21 protein-coding genes are annotated in these 16,600 nt (G+C 44.1%); 16 read left to right on the top strand and 5 right to left on the bottom strand.

Annotated elements, in window-relative coordinates:
* The first annotated feature begins 58 nt into the window (after positions 1-58).
* Positions 59-646 (top strand): sortase, encoded by a 588-nt coding sequence (locus CEQ75_RS01355; protein WP_089608744.1) that lies wholly within the window; start codon positions 59-61, stop codon positions 644-646.
* A gap of 8 nt (positions 647-654) precedes the next feature.
* Here CEQ75_RS01355 and CEQ75_RS01350 read toward each other — a convergent pair whose 3' ends face one another.
* The 5 genes from CEQ75_RS01350 to CEQ75_RS01330 form a co-directional block, all read right to left on the bottom strand.
* Positions 655-1,530 carry a DUF4349 domain-containing protein gene (locus CEQ75_RS01350; protein WP_157677255.1) on the bottom strand — a complete coding sequence of 292 codons (876 nt, stop codon included), beginning with the start codon at positions 1,528-1,530 and terminating at the stop codon, positions 655-657.
* A 157-nt stretch (positions 1,531-1,687) separates the two neighbouring features.
* A complete protein-coding gene (locus tag CEQ75_RS01345; protein WP_089608742.1) occupies positions 1,688-1,999 on the bottom strand; it encodes a type II toxin-antitoxin system RelE/ParE family toxin in 312 nt (103 codons plus the stop codon).
* Positions 1,996-2,295 (bottom strand): type II toxin-antitoxin system Phd/YefM family antitoxin, encoded by a 300-nt coding sequence (locus CEQ75_RS01340; protein ID WP_276538499.1) that lies wholly within the window; start codon positions 2,293-2,295, stop codon positions 1,996-1,998. The genes CEQ75_RS01345 and CEQ75_RS01340 overlap by 4 nt, the downstream gene beginning before the upstream one ends.
* A 53-nt stretch (positions 2,296-2,348) precedes the next feature.
* Complete coding sequence (locus CEQ75_RS01335; RefSeq protein ID WP_089608740.1) at positions 2,349-4,391, bottom strand: thioredoxin domain-containing protein; 2,043 nt, start codon at positions 4,389-4,391, stop codon at positions 2,349-2,351.
* Positions 4,392-4,460: 69 nt separating this feature from the next.
* Positions 4,461-4,628 (bottom strand): hypothetical protein, encoded by a 168-nt coding sequence (locus CEQ75_RS01330; RefSeq protein ID WP_157677253.1) that lies wholly within the window; start codon positions 4,626-4,628, stop codon positions 4,461-4,463.
* Positions 4,629-4,784: 156 nt separating this feature from the next.
* Here CEQ75_RS01330 and acpS point away from each other — a divergent pair, with 156 nt between their 5' ends.
* The 15 genes from acpS to groES all read left to right on the top strand — a co-directional run bounded on the left by acpS (position 4,785) and on the right by groES (position 16,596).
* Positions 4,785-5,165 (top strand): holo-ACP synthase, encoded by a 381-nt coding sequence (acpS, locus tag CEQ75_RS01325; RefSeq protein WP_242965436.1) that lies wholly within the window; start codon positions 4,785-4,787, stop codon positions 5,163-5,165.
* 4 nt (positions 5,166-5,169) lie between these two features.
* Entirely contained in the window at positions 5,170-6,720 is a 1,551-nt protein-coding gene (locus CEQ75_RS01320) for an NAD(P)H-hydrate dehydratase (RefSeq protein ID WP_089608737.1), read from the top strand.
* Positions 6,717-7,862, top strand: coding sequence for an alanine racemase (gene alr / locus CEQ75_RS01315; RefSeq protein ID WP_338031986.1), 1,146 nt, complete (start codon positions 6,717-6,719; stop codon positions 7,860-7,862). Before CEQ75_RS01320 ends, alr begins: the two co-directional genes overlap by 4 nt.
* Positions 7,863-7,990: 128 nt before the next feature.
* On the top strand, positions 7,991-8,248 hold the full coding sequence (locus CEQ75_RS01310; RefSeq protein WP_276538516.1) for a CopG family ribbon-helix-helix protein: 258 nt from the start codon (positions 7,991-7,993) through the stop codon (positions 8,246-8,248).
* A complete protein-coding gene (locus tag CEQ75_RS01305; protein ID WP_089608736.1) occupies positions 8,245-8,595 on the top strand; it encodes a type II toxin-antitoxin system PemK/MazF family toxin in 351 nt (116 codons plus the stop codon). Before CEQ75_RS01310 ends, CEQ75_RS01305 begins: the two co-directional genes overlap by 4 nt.
* Before the next feature lie 59 nt (positions 8,596-8,654).
* Entirely contained in the window at positions 8,655-9,356 is a 702-nt protein-coding gene (locus tag CEQ75_RS01300; RefSeq protein WP_242965347.1) for a gamma-glutamyl-gamma-aminobutyrate hydrolase family protein, read from the top strand.
* 82 nt (positions 9,357-9,438) lie between these two features.
* Positions 9,439-10,581: an amidohydrolase gene (locus tag CEQ75_RS01295; RefSeq protein WP_089608735.1), complete on the top strand. Its 1,143-nt coding sequence runs from the start codon at positions 9,439-9,441 to the stop codon at positions 10,579-10,581.
* A gap of 79 nt (positions 10,582-10,660) precedes the next feature.
* Entirely contained in the window at positions 10,661-11,146 is a 486-nt protein-coding gene (gene tsaE, locus CEQ75_RS01290) for a tRNA (adenosine(37)-N6)-threonylcarbamoyltransferase complex ATPase subunit type 1 TsaE (protein WP_198306601.1), read from the top strand.
* Positions 11,127-11,840 carry a tRNA (adenosine(37)-N6)-threonylcarbamoyltransferase complex dimerization subunit type 1 TsaB gene (tsaB, locus tag CEQ75_RS01285; RefSeq protein WP_089608733.1) on the top strand — a complete coding sequence of 238 codons (714 nt, stop codon included), beginning with the start codon at positions 11,127-11,129 and terminating at the stop codon, positions 11,838-11,840. The genes tsaE and tsaB overlap by 20 nt, the downstream gene beginning before the upstream one ends.
* Entirely contained in the window at positions 11,837-12,307 is a 471-nt protein-coding gene (gene rimI / locus CEQ75_RS01280) for a ribosomal protein S18-alanine N-acetyltransferase (protein ID WP_338031985.1), read from the top strand. Before tsaB ends, rimI begins: the two co-directional genes overlap by 4 nt.
* A gap of 33 nt (positions 12,308-12,340) precedes the next feature.
* Positions 12,341-12,493 (top strand): hypothetical protein, encoded by a 153-nt coding sequence (locus CEQ75_RS18220; RefSeq protein ID WP_157677251.1) that lies wholly within the window; start codon positions 12,341-12,343, stop codon positions 12,491-12,493.
* 72 nt (positions 12,494-12,565) lie between these two features.
* Positions 12,566-13,588 carry a tRNA (adenosine(37)-N6)-threonylcarbamoyltransferase complex transferase subunit TsaD gene (gene tsaD / locus CEQ75_RS01275; RefSeq protein ID WP_198306685.1) on the top strand — a complete coding sequence of 341 codons (1,023 nt, stop codon included), beginning with the start codon at positions 12,566-12,568 and terminating at the stop codon, positions 13,586-13,588.
* Positions 13,589-13,997: 409 nt separating this feature from the next.
* Complete coding sequence (locus CEQ75_RS01270) at positions 13,998-14,567, top strand: 5-formyltetrahydrofolate cyclo-ligase (RefSeq protein ID WP_089608731.1); 570 nt, start codon at positions 13,998-14,000, stop codon at positions 14,565-14,567.
* Positions 14,568-14,736: 169 nt separating this feature from the next.
* A complete protein-coding gene (locus tag CEQ75_RS01265; protein WP_198306600.1) occupies positions 14,737-15,969 on the top strand; it encodes a two-component system sensor histidine kinase NtrB in 1,233 nt (410 codons plus the stop codon).
* Positions 15,970-16,302: 333 nt separating this feature from the next.
* Entirely contained in the window at positions 16,303-16,596 is a 294-nt protein-coding gene (gene groES, locus CEQ75_RS01260) for a co-chaperone GroES (RefSeq protein ID WP_089608729.1), read from the top strand.
* Positions 16,597-16,600 lie beyond the last annotated feature (4 nt).

Here is a 16,600-nt window from a genome sequence, read left to right as displayed (position 1 = left end):
TGGGTTGGCAATGGACTTTCCTTAATAAGAGAAAAGAACATGAATAAGAGAAAAGAACATGCGAAATAAAACGGGCAAGGGAAAGAAACTTATGATGGCAGGAGCTGTGTTGGTTGGTGCGGCATTGCTCTTGCTTGTGCATAACCTTTATGAAGATTATTTGGCGGGACAGGCCACCGGAGTGTTGCTGCCTGATGTGCAAGCTGCCATAGTGGATCAAAATCAGGGTTTGGGGCGGTTTCCCGGCGATGATATGACGGTCAGGGAAATCGACGGACATGATTATATCGGCTATCTTTCCCTTCCTGCTCTGGGTCTGGAGCTTCCTGTAATATCATCATGGGACGAGGAAAGGCTGAAAATAGCTCCCTGCCGCCATTTCGGTTCCACCTGGAACGAAAATCTGGTTATCGCCGGACATAACTACAAACGCCATTTCGGTACTTTGTCAAAGCTGGAAAAGGGCGATGCTGTTTTTTTTACCGATATGGACGGAATTGAAAACACCTATAAGGTTGAAGAGATCATTCTTGTAAAGCCGACGGCGGCGGATGAATTAAAAAACAGTAATTGGGATCTGATTTTGTATACCTGCACCTATGGGGGTCAAGACCGGGTCGCAGTTTGCTGCGCCCGGTCCCAGTGATATCAGAATTATGAATCTTTTCCTTTGTTATTTCTTCTTCTTATAATCCAAACCAGCCCTAATACAACTAAAGCAACCAGCGCCAGTGTGGGTAGGGCGGTAAAGAAAAACACCACCACATTCCCTGTTTTTGCTAATAAGGAATTAAAGCCATAAATAAAACCACTCCAGCTGCGAGAAAAAATATTGAGATTCTCCATATTAATATTGGCGTCACTGTTTCGGGGTTTATAAAGGCTTACCTGAATAGTAGCATATTCAATGTCATTCTTTAATGCCTTGAGCTGCCCTTCCAGGGACTCCCTTTCTTGTCTCGTGGAAGTAATTTGAGCTCGGACTTTAAGGATATCCTCTACCTTGTCCGCCTGATTAAGTAAATTCAATAAGCTTTCTTCCTCAGCTCGGAGCACTGTAACCCGGGCATCCAGATCCACATATTGGGTGGTGACGTCATTGGTATATTCTCGTTTATAATCAGGTTTGCCTTGTTGGACAACAAAATCTAACAAAGCTTGATAGTTTTGACTGGGAACCTTCAGTGACATATTGGCATTGGCGGTATTTTCGTTGATGTGCACGGCATAATCTGCCAGAAAACCTTGCAATTCCATGGTCTTGTTTTTAATTTTCTCCCCGATCCCTTCAATGTCATCCACCCGCAAATTTACCTCAGCAGTATAAATGATCTTGCGGTCCTTCAGGGTAATCTGAGTATCCTGATTTCCCATAGTGTCCTGCACTTCGGTTGTCTTCTGTTCTTCGGTTGGGGCAACATCCCCACCATCCCCACCTGCAAAATCCGGCGCAGAATTTTCATTAGTACTGCTCCCGCACCCGGAAAGAAATAAGAGCAGCAAGATCAAAATCATGCTAAATTTTTTCACATCAACTCTCCCCACGGAATCAACCCCTTCATTTACCTTTTTGTTCTTAGACGAAAAATTTGGCCAAAAGTTCTGCCAGGCATAAACAGATTTCGGGGGGCTCATTATTCGTCAAGGCGTCCTCGCAGTTGATTTAGAGGAAATAAATAATATCGGCTTATATTAAATTATGATATTCTCGTCTTCCACCCACAATGGCATAAATAATAATTAACTTATCTTCCTCATTTATCTTATAAAATACAAGATGCCTTTCAACAATCACTACTCTATAGCCTTGCTTTTTTAAAATCGAATATCTGGGAATGCTTCCCGACTCCGGAAACTCCTGAAGACGATTAATTGCTGTTTCAATCTTATCCAGATATCCTAATGCAATATCAACATTTCCGGAATCATCTGCAATATAAAAAATAATTTCACGGAGCTGTTCCTCTGCTTTATCCGTTCGTAAGATTGTATACTTCATTCGTGCTTCCTTTCAAGTAAAGATGCACGGAGATCGTCAAACGAAGGCTGCATTGGTGCAGTCCGCCCATTTTTTACATCATCTTCCGCCTCTGCAAGGGTTCTAAGTAATTCCAGTTCAGATTTCATCTGATAGTAATCCTGCAATCCAAGAACTGCCGTATCACCTCTTCCATTCACGGTAATAATAACTGCTTCTCTTGTTTCTTTGCACTGTTTGGAAATTTCATTATAGTGATTTCTTAAATCTGCTGAAGGTCTGATTGTCGTTCCCACAGTATCACCTCTATTTAGCATATCTTATAGTCATACCGTATCATAATATGACTATAAGATCAACAAATTATTGCTTACATCTGAATTTGAGAGTCATCAAGAAGTGTTTGCAGCTGGTTTATATCAGTAATAGGAGCTTGACAGGAAAAATTACGGCACACATAGGCAGTAACTTGGCCATTTTGTGGGGTATACCCTTTCATAAAAGGAATATCTTTTTCTAGAGTTTGATCTGCTGCCAGAACTACAGTGAAGGGACGAAATTGATGATTGATTTCCCGGATCATTTCCCTCAGACTGGAAAGACCATTGGGGCTTACCAGTACAATTTCTTGAGTATCGCTGAGACGAAAGAGCAGTGCCATGAGCAAATAAGAATATCCTGATGGGTATTGGCTAACCGTCGGAGAAAAGGTGCGCAGAATCCCGAGGGCTTTTTCCTCCCATTCATGTTGCCCGGTAAGACGGGCCAGTTTCAAAAAATTGAGGGCAGTTACGGAATTCCCGGAAGGCGTGGCTCCATCATAGATTTCTTTAGGGCGGGCAATAAGCTGTTCCCCGTCATCCCCATAGAGGAAAAATCCGCCTTTTTGATCATCATAAAAATGAGTGACGAGATCCTGGGAAAGAAGCAGCGCTTCTTGTAAATATTTAGGCTGGAAACTTGCCTGATACATTTCAATGAGTCCCCAGGTCAGAAAAGCATAATCGTCGATATACCCTAGATAAGCCGCTTCTCCTTGCCGGAAACGAGCCAATAGGCGGCCGTTATCATTGCGTAATTTTTTAAGAATAAAATCTGCACATCTTGCTGCCCCTTGAGCCCATTTTTCGTCCTCTAAGACACGAGCGGCAATGCTGAATGCCGCGACCATCAAGCCATTCCATGAGGTGAGAATTTTATCGTCCTTAAAGGGATGGATTCTTTTTTCTCGTTCCTCAAGAAGCTTAGCTCTTTGTTCCTGAAAGATTTTTGTTTGAGATAAGGTTTTCTGGTTGATCAGGTTAGGAACATTTTCTCCTTCAAAATTTCCTTTCTGGGTAATATCATAAAAACGGCAGAAAGCTTCCCCATCATTTTCTCCCAATATAGCTTTGATTTCCCCGGGAGTCCAAAGATAGAATTTTCCTTCCACCCCTTCTGAGTCGGCATCCTCCGCGGAGTAAAAACCTCCTTCCGGTGCCGTCATGTCCCGCTGTATGTAGGTGAGAATTTCTTCCGCCACTTCCTTAAAAAGTTCGTTCTTCGTTGCCTGATAAGTTTCCAGGTAAGCAATCGCTAAGAGAGCGTTATCATAGAGCATCTTTTCAAAATGGGGGATGAGCCATTTTTCATCGGTAGAATAACGGGCAAAACCATAGCCGATATGATCATATATTCCGCCCTGAAACATATGGGTCAGGGTTTCCACGACTATTTTTAAAGCCTGGTCTTCATGATAGACTTTCCAGTAGCGTAAAAGAAAACATAAATTTTGCGGGGTAGGAAATTTAGGTGCCTGGCCAAAACCACCGTAAACCGGGTCAAAGTTTTCTTTTAGGGTATGAAAGGCATCTTGGAGCACTGCTTCATCCAAATCTCCAGAGGACTCTGCATGGGATAAATGGTCCTCAAGGGTTTGAGAAATATTTTTACCGGCAGCGAGCACTTTTACCCTATCGGTGTTCCATAAATCAGCGATTTGCAGAAGAATTTCCCGAAGGCCAACCATTCTGCCCTGCCCTGTTTTGGGAAAGTAGGTGCCGGAAAAAAAGGGTTGCTTCTCCGGGGTCATGACCACAGTGAGGGGCCAGCCGCCTTGTCCGGTCATCGCCTGACAAACCGTCATATAAATATGGTCAATATCAGGACGTTCCTCCCGGTCTACCTTGATAGAGATAAAGGAGCGGTTGAGGATTTCTGCGATTTCCTGATCTTCAAATGATTCCCTTTCCATCACATGGCACCAGTGACAGGTGGAATATCCAATACTCAAAAAAATGGGTTTGGCTTCAGCTTCTGCTTTTGTAAAAGCTTCTTCTGACCAGGGAAACCAGTCCACAGGGTTGTAAGCATGTTGCAACAGGTAGGGCGATTTTTCATGGATTAATCTATTTGGTTGTCCATTCTTAGCCATCGAGCATGACCTCCCATTTTGTTAGACTTCAATTTATTCTCTCCAGTAATATTTTCCGTATCCTTTTAGTTATCGGATAAAAGAAGATATTAATAAAGGATTTCCATATACCAGTGCATGTATATGGAAATCTTTAATTAATTCCTGCCCGCTGAGTTCAGGATTTTCATGTAAATCTCTCCTGAAATGAATAATAAATTCTTCAATTGATTTCGCTTGATCTAAAAGGATTGACATAAAAATGCTCCTTTCTACGATACTTATAAAAATAGTATTATGATTTGCCGGTGCAAAAGTCAAGGCCAAATTAGCGGACGTATTAGGCAAAAAAATTTACTCCCGAAAGGCTAAGTGCTATAATGAATGAAGTTATACGATTGAATTTTGAAAGAAGTGAAATACATGATTTGCGGTTTGGGGACGGATATTATTGAGATTTCCCGGATTAAAAAGGCTGCCCAAAGGCCCTCTTTTTTAACGCGGGTTTTTACGGAGCAAGAAATTGCCTTGTGCCGGGAAAGACATAATTTTTTTGCTTCACTGGCGGTGCGTTTTGCCGCCAAAGAGGCGGTCTCCAAAGCATTAGGTACGGGATTTCGAGGATGTGGTTGGCAAGAGATCGAAATTCTATCGGACCCCTTAGGAAAGCCTTCCGTTGTCCTTGGGGGTAAGGCTAAAATAATCGAAGAAGAATTAAAAATTATCAATTGGGAGATCACCTTGTCCCATTGTAAAAATTATGCGGTAGCTTTTTGTGTTGCGGAAAGGGAGTGACAGGATGAAATTGGTTACAGCGGAAGAAATGCGACAATTGGATCACGCTGCCATCAATGATTACGAAATTCCGGGCATCGTTTTAATGGAAAATGCAGGAACCGCCCTCATGTCTGTGATTCGGGAACAATTTCCCGAGAGTTTAAATCGGGGACGGATCTTAATCTTGGCCGGCAAAGGAAATAATGGGGGAGATGGCCTGGTCATTGCAAGACATCTGGCCAATGCCGGTTGTGACGTTAAAGTATTTCTCCTTTGCAAACCGGAAGAGTTACAGGGGGATGCACTGATCAACTGGAACATTATTCGTAAGATGAATCTGCGTTATCAATTAATCACTACCGACCGGGATTTGAATTTGGTGAAGGTGGGGTTGATGTACACGGAATTAATCATCGACGGGATCTTTGGCACCGGTTTCAAAGGCCAGGCCCAGGGGACGGTGGCCAGGCTCATTGATTTAGTTAATGAATCTGGAAAGCCTGTTCTGGCCATTGATTTACCCTCCGGCATGGAAGCAGATACGGGACGGGTCAAGGGGCCTTGTATCCAGGCGCAGGTAACTGTAACTATGGGGCTGCCTAAGATCGGTATGGTGTTAGATCCGGCGGCTAAATTTGTGGGAAAGCTGATTACAGCTGATATTTCTTTTCCCTATGAATTGATTTCCCAGGGACAGTTTACCCGGGATTTATTAGACCAAAAGTTCTGCCGAAATCTTTTTCCCCTGCGAGAAAAAGATGGTCATAAGGGTTCCTATGGCCATGTGGTGGTGATCGGAGGTTCGCCGGGCATGACCGGAGCCGTCGCTTTATCTTCCTGGGCAGCGGTACGTTCCGGGGCAGGGCTGGTCACGGCGGCGATTCCCGCGGGACTTAATGGGATCTTGGAGAATAAGCTGACGGAAGCCATGTCTTTGCCCTTGCCGGAGACGCAGGAAGGAAGTATTTCAACAGAATCACTGGAACTCTTAAGAAAGATCCTGCCCCGTAAAGTGGCAGTCCTAGGGCCGGGCTTATCCCGCCATCAGGAAGCACAAGGGCTAGTCCGGGGCTTGGTCAGGGATGTACCCTGTCCCCTTGTTGTGGATGCGGATGCTCTTTATACCTTGAAAGAATGTGGGGAGCTCCTGGAAAACAGCAGTTATCCGGTGATCCTAACCCCCCATCCGGGAGAAATGTCCCGTTTGATCGGAAAAACCGTTGCTGAGATTCAGAATGACCGGGTTGGAGCCGTAACAGAATGTGCCAGGAGGTATCGGAGTATTGTGGTGCTTAAAGGAGCAAGAACCTTAATTGCCACCCCGGAAGGGCACCTTTATGTGAATACCACCGGTAATTCCGGGATGGCGACAGGAGGCAGCGGCGATGTGTTGGCGGGTATGATTGGGGCATTCTTAGCTCAGGGCCTGGAAGGGGTGTCGGCAGTGACCTTAGCCGTTTATATTCATGGGCAGGCAGGTGATTTGGCGGCAGCTGAAAGAAGTCAAACCGGCTTAGCTGCCGGAGATATTATTGAATATTTGCCGAAAATATTTTTGGGATATGAGGGATGATGATGATGAAGGAGATTGCCCGCCCGGTATGGGCGGAGGTGGATTTGGGAGCGGTGGCTCATAATGTTCAGGCTGTTAAAGGTTTGCTAAAACCGAAAACGAAGCTGATGGCCATTGTCAAGGCCAATGGATATGGCCATGGAGCCTTTCAAATTGCCCGTACGGCCTTAAAACATGGGGCGGAATATCTGGGGGTAGCCACCCTGGGTGAAGGGGTGCGCCTTAGGGAACAAGGCATTGAAGCCCCCATTATTGTCCTGGGATATACACCGGCGGACGAGGTACAGGAAGTGTTGGATTATAGAATCGCAACCACTCTTTATACCTGGGAGATGGCCGAGGCTCTGTCGCGGGCAGCAGTCGAGAGAGGGGAGCAGGCGTACGGACATGTTAAAATTGATACCGGTATGGGTCGCATCGGCTTTCTCCCTGAAAAAGAGTCAATCGAAACGATTAAAAAGATTGTCGCCCTGCCCGGCTTGACAGTGGAGGGGCTTTTTACTCATTTTTCTGCAGCGGATGAAGCTGATAAGACTTATACCCGAAAACAATTAACCCTGTTTAAGGAATTCATCTCTCAGTTGGAGCAAGAAGGAATTGATATTCCTCTCAAGCATGCCGCCAACAGTGCCGGGTTGATTGATCTGCCGGAAACCCATTTTGATATGGTGCGGGCGGGGATTATTTTGTATGGTTTGTATCCATCAGAGGAGGTAGAGCGGGATCGCATTAAACTCATCCCAGCGATGACATTGAAAGCCAGGGTTTCCTTCGTTAAACAAGTGGAAGCAGGTGCGTGTATCAGTTATGGGCGCAAATATACAGCGCAAGATAAAAGGGTGATCGCCACTTTGCCCTTAGGATATGCAGATGGTTATCCCAGATCCTTGACCCACAAGAGTCAAGTGCTTTTGGGAGGGCAAAGAGTACCTACAGTGGGCAGGATTTGTATGGATCAGCTCATGGTGGATGCCTCAACGGTACCCCAGGTGAAAATTGATGACGAGGCCGTAATTTTTGGTTCCCAAGGGAAGGAACGTATTGCAGTAGAGGAAATTGCCGAAATGCTGCAGACGATTAATTATGAAATTGTGTGCATGCTCAGCGAAAGAGTTCCTCGTATCTATCTCAATGAAAACTGATTACCAATATTTACCTGAATTTAAAGTTATGGAGATGTTGCAAATAATATGGAAAAACGTATATAATATTTTTAACTCTGGAGATATATCTTATGGAGGTGTACCTTGTGCCCAATTTAAGAAGGATTATGATTAGCGTTCCTGATCAGCTGCTTCAAGAATTCGATGGGATTGTTAATGACGAGAAGAGAAATAGAAGTGAATTTATCCGAGAGGCGATGCAATTCTATATTGTAGAGCGCCGCCGTCGTATTCTTCAGGAGCAAATGAAAAAAGGTTATCAGGAGATGGCTGTGATTAATTTATCCATTGCCTGTGAATGCTTCTCTATGGAAAGTGAAGTGTTCGAGAACACGGCTGGAAGCCGGGTGGAGCGTGGAAAATGATTGTACGACGCGGGGAAGTATTTTTTGCTCAACTAAATCCCGTTCAGGGCTCGGAGCAAGGAGGCACCAGGCCTGTTTTAGTTGTGCAAAATGATATTGGCAACCAATATAGTCCGACGACAATTGTGGTCGCAATTACCTCCCAAATCAATAAAGCAAAACTTCCTACGCATGTGGAACTGCCCAAAGAAAAAACCGGTATGGAAAAAGATTCGGTCATTTTAGCGGAGCAGGTGCGCACCATTGATAAAAGCCGCCTGCAACAAAAGATAGCTGTCATCGGTGAGGATGTCATGCAGCGTGTCGACCGGGCTTTGGAGATTAGTTTGGGATTAATAGAAGTATAGAGTTTTTGGTCAGGCTGAGCTTATAGCCTGGCTATTTTTACTTTCAGGGAGGAGATATCTTGAAAATACCCTTGATTGGGATTACCTGCGGAGAAGATGGGCTGAATTTTTATGTCCGGAACTTCTATATTAAGGCGATTGAAGCGGTGGGTGGAGCAGCTTTACTGATACCTCCCACAGCCCGGCAGAGCATCAGGGAAAAATATCTGAAATGCATTGACGGACTGATTTTATCGGGAGGAGTGGATGTCAATCCCCTGCTGTTTGGTGAAGAACCCATTCTGGGCATGGGGGAAATTACACCGGAACGGGATGCTTTTGAATTGTCTTGGAGCAGGGAATTCTTCTTCTCAGGAAAACCGATCCTGGCAGTATGCCGGGGTTGTCAGGTATTGAATCTATCCCTGGGTGGTACGATATTCCAGGATATTAAAAGCCAGATGGTGCCCGCGTTGAAGCATGACCAGGAGGCCCCCAGGGAGTGTCTGACCCACTCCGTTAATCTGGTTCCCGGAACAAGACTAAGCCAGATTATGTCGGGGGATCATATCCAGGTAAACAGCTTTCACCATCAGGCAGTGAAAACTCCTGCTCCGGGATTGCAGGTTTCTGCTGTTGCCGCGGATCACGTGGTTGAAGGAATTGAAGGGGAAGAACATTCTTTTGCCTTAGGTGTGCAGTGGCATCCGGAATGCCTTTGGCGGCAGGATATCGGAAGCTATCGTTTGTTTCAGGCGTTTATTCAATCTTGCCGGCGATGAAACTTTCCTTGGTGATCATTGCAGGGTTTTGGCTTTTTATGGCGAAAGTTTTATTGTTTAACTGATAGGAGGTTAGATTTTAATGCTGGCTGTTGCAAATGGAAAAATCATGACCATGGAAGGAAACACTTACCAAAAAGGGACTCTGTTAATTGACCAGGGCAAGATTGTAGCCATTGGTGATAATATATTGATTCCCAAGGGAGCAGATGTCATTAATGCCCAGGGCAAGGTAGTGATGCCGGGATTAATTGATGCCCATACCCATATGGGGATTGCAGAAGAGGTTTATCAATATGAGGGAGATGATACCAACGAAATGACCAATCCCCTGACCCCTCATCTCCGCGCCATAGACGGGGTTAATCCTCTGGATCTGGCATTTGGCGATGCCATCAGCGGAGGCGTTACCACCGTTGCTGTTGCTCCCGGCAGCGCCAACGTAATCGGAGGACAGGTGGCGATCCTGAAAACCTATGGACATATTGTGGATCAAATGGTTTTAAAAGAACCGGCGGGATTGAAAATTGCTTTTGGGGAAAATCCCAAACGTGTTTATGGAGAACAAAAGAAAACTCCTTCTACCCGTATGGCTACAGCAGGAATGCTCCGGGAGATGTTTTCCAAGGCACAAAATTATGCTGCGACACCGAAAGAACGGGACCTTCTTTTGGAACCGGTCGTGAAAGTGATGAATAAAGAAATATCCCTTCATGCTCATGCTCATCGTTCCGATGATATCTTGACGGCGGTGCGAATTTCCCAGGAATTTGATATGCCGGTCATTATTATTCATGGAACGGACAGTCAAAATATCGGAAAGGAATTGGCTGAGAGGAACATTCCGGTGGTTTCCGGACCCCATCTGGTGAATCGGGCCAAAGTGGAGATGAAGGATAAAAGCTGGAAAACACCCGGTTTATTAGCCCAAGCCGGTGTGAAAGTGGCGTTAACAACAGATCATCCGGTAGTGCCCATTCAGTACCTTTCCCTTTGTGCTGCGCTGGTTTGCCGGGCTGGGATGTCAGAGGAAGAGGCCCTGAAATCAATTACCATCAATGCGGCAGAAATTCTTGGGGTTGACCACCGGGTGGGCAGCCTTTCCGTGGGTAAAGATGCGGATATCCTTATTGTTAGCGGCAGTATTCTAGCTATGGAGTCCATTGTGGAAACGGTGATCATAGACGGCAGTGTTGTTTATCATGACCAGGGGGAACCGGCTTAAGGATATGGTTGGCTAAAGCTTTATATTTTGGTTATAATGGAAATATATTTTTTTGCTTCTTAGAGGAGAGGGAGAAATCTTGCTAACGATCAGAACAAAAAGTCCCGAAGAGACTTTTAGGTGGGGTGAACGTCTGGCAGCTTATCTGACCCCTGGGATTGTTGTTGCACTCACGGGAGAGTTAGGTGCGGGCAAAACCAGTTTTGCTAAGGGCGTAGCCCAGGGCTTAAAAGTGCAGGAGCAGATTACCAGCCCCACTTTTACCATCATTAATGAATATCAAGGAACCTATCCCTTATATCATATGGATGCGTATCGGTTGGAAGAGGATGAGGATCTGGAGGAACTGGGTATGGAAGAATATTTTCATTCTTCCGGGATTACTTTGATCGAATGGCCGGAGCGGGTGGCCTCAATTTTACCTGACTCTTACCTGAAAATCGATATTCAAAAGGGATGGGAACCATCCGGTGATGAATTTCGTATTTTGTATTTTATGGATGTAGGTAGGAAATGGGCAAATGTGATCGGAGCGTTAGAAAACGATGAAAATATTAGGGATTGATGCAGCTACCAAGGCAGCCGGCGTGGCAATTGCAGATGAGACAGGTGTTTTGGCAGAAAATTGGTTAAATAATGGAAAAACACATTCCCAGAGTTTACTTCCTTTATTGGACAGTCTTTTAAAAAATGCCAATATACCATGGGCAGACATTCAGGGAATTGCTGTGACCATAGGTCCCGGCTCTTTTACCGGGCTGCGCATTGGATTGGCAACGGTACAAGGTTTGGCTCAGGTTTTGGATCTGCCGGTGGCGGGTGTTGTTACTCTGGATGCTTTAGCGGAGAATCTGCCCGGGGTGCCGAATCTGATCTGCCCCATTCTTGATGCACGAAAAAATGAAGTCTATACCGCAATGTACCGGTATGAGGCCGGGCGCATGACCCGTTTATCTCCTTATCAGGCTGTGACACCGGAGAAACTAGTGACAGAGCTTTTGGTTTTAAAGGAAAAGGTCACCTTTTTAGGTGACGGGGTGCCTGTTTATCAGGAGTTTATTTTAGATCGTATGAAAGAAAAAGCAGTTTTTGCCCCGGCAAGCCACAATTTGTTGCATGGTGCCCAGGTGGCACTTTTAGGATTAAGCAAGTTTCAGCGGGGGCAGGAAACCAGTATTTTTGAGATTAAACCTTTTTATTTAAGACCATCTGAAGCGGAAGTGAAGTGGGTAAAGACCCATGGTGAGGTCTGTTTATGATGATGGATATTGATTTTGTGCCTTTACAAGAAGAAGATTTGGAGCAGGTTATAAAAATTGAACAATGTTCTTTTCCCACACCATGGAGCAAACAGGCATTTATTAGTGAAATATATGATAATTCACTATCCTATTATTGCGTCGGAAAGCTGGATGGCCAAGTTATTACCTATGGAGGAATGTGGATCATCATTGACGAAGCCCATGTTACCAATATAGCAGTTCATCCGGATTATCGGGGACGGAAAATCGGAGAAAATCTGCTCCTCCATTTAATTGTCCAGGGTATCATGCGGGGAGCGCTGCGTATGACCTTAGAGGTACGGCCATCTAATTTGTCAGCCCAAAAGCTTTACCAAAGGATGGGCTTTGAAGCTGCAGGGCTGCGTCGTGGTTATTATACTGATACCAAAGAAGATGCCATTATTATGTGGAAGACATTGGTGGAAAAGTTTACGGAAGATTAGAACATGAATTGAGGAAAGAAAGGAGGTAATTACATGGCAGGACATGAAGAACCAATGGAGTTGATGAGAAAATATCCCATCCCTCAAACACCGGAAGATGTCCATAAATATACTTTTATTGGATATGGTGTATTTGCAGTTTGCTTGATCGGAGTCATTGCCTTAACTTTAGCTTTCGTATCATAATAAAAATAAAGCCCATATGGGCTTTATTTTTTCAGAATTTAGGGAAGCTATTTTTTAATAAAAGTAAAGGAGATTAATATGGCGGTAAATATCTTAGCCATTGAAACCAGTTGTGATGAATCCTCTGTTGCTGTTATTCAAGACGGAAGAGTCATCAGATCTAATATTATTTCATCACAAATCGAGATCCATAAAAAATATGGCGGTGTAGTTCCGGAAATTGCTTCCAGAAAACACTTAGAAGCTCTGCCTTTTGTGGTTCAAGAAGCATTAAGTGAGGCAGAAGCGGATTTTAAGGATATTGACGGGATTGGGGTTGCCTACGGGCCTGGCTTAGTTGGTGCCTTATTGGTCGGCCTTTCTTATGCCAAAGCGGCGGCCTATGCCATAGAAAAACCACTCATCGGAGTGCATCATTTGGAGGGGCATATTCATGCCGGTTTTTTGGAATATCCTGATTTAGCTTTCCCCTTGGTGGCTTTGGTTGTATCGGGGGGACATACCAGTTTGGTTTATCTCCCTAAAAGGGGTGCATACGAATTATTAGGGCAAACCAGGGATGATGCAGCGGGGGAAGCCTTTGACAAGGTTGCCCGGCATTTAGGCCTGGGTTATCCGGGGGGACCGCAGATTCAGCAGGCTGCCCTTCAAGGTAACAGAGAGAAGCTGGTATTTCCCAGAGCTTGGTTAGAAAAAGACAGTCTTGATTTTAGCTTCAGCGGCTTGAAGTCTTCGGTGTTAAATTATTTGAATCAATGCAAAATGAAGGACGAAGCCTATGATATCCCTGATATTGCGGCTGGTTTGCAGGAGGCCATTGGGGATGTATTGGCAACCAAGGCCGTGGTTGCGGCAAAAAAGAAAAAGGTGCCAACGATTCTTTTAGCCGGTGGAGTCGCGGCCAATCTCAGATTAAGAGAAATGCTGCAAGAAAAAGCGGGGCAAGAAAACATCAATGTGTTATGGCCGTCTCCTGTTTTGTGCACGGATAATGCGGCGATGATTGGCTGTGCTGCTTACTATAAGTATCTCAGAGGGGAATTTTCCGATTTGACCTTAAATGCGGTACCCAATTTATCATTATTCACCTCATGAATAATAAAACCCAGGGTATTTTACAGAAAAACATTAAGTATTTAAACCATAGCTAATTACCCACTTGTGGACGAAGAAACTGTGGATAATGTGGATAAGTTTGTTAATAACTTAGAGCGATGGGGATGAAAAGGTGTGGAAGAAAAAATAGCTTATCTGGGGAATAAAATAGGGTTTCTGGGGATAACTATATAAAACGCCAGCTAAAGAGCTTATCAGCTGTGGATAGACCGGTGGACAGACAAAAATGAAGAACAAACCTATTTGATCTTGACAAACGAAAAAGAAATGCTTCACAAAGAAAAATTTATGGATTTACTAAGAAAAAATACCTGATTTCGGATATCGTGGAGTTAACATCCATGAATAAATATGCAGAATAATAAATGAATATTAATGGGAGGGTTCTATGAAAAAGAAGCAGCGCAAAGAACTTTTAAAAATAAGGGGATCTCTGGATCGGAATCAAGTAAGAGAAAAAAGCAAAATTATTTGCGAAAAAATTTTACAATTTCCGAGCTTTCAAAAAGCAAGTACAGTGATGCTTTATCTTCCGTTTCGTAATGAGGTGGATGTCATGCCTTTAATCGAGCACCTGTGGCAGGAAAATAAAAGGGTAGTGATACCCGTCTGTGAGCCAAAAAATATCGTCATCGTTCCTTCTGAACTGAGGGACCTGGAAGAGGATTTGGCGCCGGGCACATGGGGTATCTTGGAACCAAAAGCAGATAAAATGCGGCCCGTAGCACCGGAGGAACTTGATTGCGTCATTGTCCCCGGGGTAGCCTTTGACGAAGCTTGCAACCGACTGGGTTACGGCGGGGGCTATTATGACCGCTTTTTACCCCGCTTAAAGGAGCAAACCCCGAAAATCGCTGTGGCCTTCGCTATGCAGATCGTCCCCTCCTTAGATCCGGATCCGTATGATATTCCCATGGATCTGGTAGTGACGGAAGACAAGGTATATTCTCGGCCATAAATGACAAAAAAAGCCTTTTCGAAGTGTTTTTGACGAATGATGCTGGAATTATACTAAAGGGAAAAATCTACCGGGCACGAATTTATTAAATATTGCGCTTAAGAAAACGTTTTGGGGAGTGGTTACGATGCTCTCACCCAGTTATTTTTTCTGGTGGGGAATATATTTAATGAGTGTTTTGCCCTTGGTGGTTTTACCCTTCTTTTTTGGGGATCCGGAGTTGCAGGTTCTGATGATCTTCCTTTCTCTGATCTGGGGTATTCTGGTCCTTGCACTTTATCGAAGTTTTTTCCATCATTATTACCATCATGAAGCAAATGAAGAGAAAGATGCTCATTTCTGGATCGGTGAAATCCTTGACCGCATGCCTTTCGTAATCTTTATCGTGAGTAAGGAGGAAACCATTGTCTATATCAATGATTATGGGGCGGAATTCATAAACTTAAATCGGCAAGACGTGGTGAGCAAGAAACTCCAGGAGTGTATGGGGAAAAGGGTTATCCTGGATGGCTCTTTAGAACTTTCTGACTTTATTAAAGACACCTTATATCATAGAATTGCTTATGAACAGGTGCCTGTCGGTGTTCGAATCAATGGAACAAGGGAGATGGTGCGTCTTACAACCTATACATTGAACCAAAAAGAGGGTTTCCAGGGGACTTTTGTCATGCTTACAGATGATAGGACAGGTAAGGTTTTTGAAGAACAAATCGAGCGAAATGAGTGTCTTACTGCGGTGGGACAAATGGCTGCCGGGATTTGCCATGAAATCAGGAATCCCCTTCAATCGGTCAAGGGTTTCGTGCAGCTTCTGGGAGAAGAGAATCAAGATAATGAAAATGTTAAGGCCTATGGAGAAATTATTATTAGTGAAATTGATCGCGCCAATGGGATAATTCAGGAATTTCTTCAATTGGCAAAACCCTCTGTGGCGAAATTTCTGAGAAAAGATATGAACGCTTTAGTGGAAGAGGTGATCTTGCTGATGAGCAGTGAGGCACTGATGCAAAATGTGGCCATTGAAGCCCGCTTCGATGAGAAAATGCCTTTGATGCTGGTGGATGAAAGCCGGATAAAACAGGTGCTGATCAATCTTCTTTCCAACGCATTCGGGGCAATTTCTGCTCAGGGATTGATCGAAATTGACACTAAATATGATGCTGAAACCGCGGAAGGCAGAGTTACCATCTCAGATAATGGCACGGGGATGGATCCAGAGACTTTGGCATGTATCAATCAGCCTTTTTTTACGACCAAGGAGGGGGGGACCGGGTTGGGTCTCCCCATATGTTATTCAATTATAGAGGATCATGGGGGGCATATCCAAGTGGAAAGTGCTTTGGGAAAAGGGACTACCTGTACAATTATTTTACCGGAATCGGCATATTTTCAACCTGACTAACTTGGCGTAAGTCTCCCGCCTCTTATTCCTCTTTGGAGGAATTTTTTTTTGCGTGCATAAAAATCAGATTAATGGAAATAATTTCTCAAGGAAGTAATTTCCCCACTGAAAAGCTCTGTTCAATATTAATTAAATTAGCGAGAAATATTAAGCATTCGAGTTAAATTATCCATAAATTGAACAAAAATGCTTAAAAACAGAGGAATTAAAAGGTTGCGGATTAGTACTTCCCTTGATTATTATATTTAAAGGGTATTAGCACTCGATCATAGTGAGTGCTAACAATATAAGTAATAAAAACAAATTTTTCTATTAAATGAAGGAGGCAAAGTAATGAATATTAAACCCTTAGGAGATCGTGTCGTAATCAAAGTACTCGCATTGGAAGAAACCACCAAAAGCGGCATCGTATTGCCTGATACTGCCAAAGAAAAACCTCAGGAGGGCGAAGTTGTAGCAGTTGGCCCAGGAAGAGTCTTAGAAAATGGCGAACGGGCTGCCTTGGAAGTTAAGGTTGGAGATCGGGTCATTTATTCAAAATATTCCGGTTCCGAAGTGAAAATGGATGGAGAAGAATATTTGATTTTAAATGGCGATAGAGATATTTTAGCAGTAGTTGAAAAATAAAGCT

This window comes from Dehalobacterium formicoaceticum (genome assembly GCF_002224645.1).
Taxonomy (GTDB): Bacteria; Bacillota; Dehalobacteriia; order Dehalobacteriales; family Dehalobacteriaceae; genus Dehalobacterium; species Dehalobacterium formicoaceticum.
The sequence above is the reverse complement of the archived record's forward strand: the minus strand, read 5'-3'. Positions and strand labels throughout refer to the sequence as shown.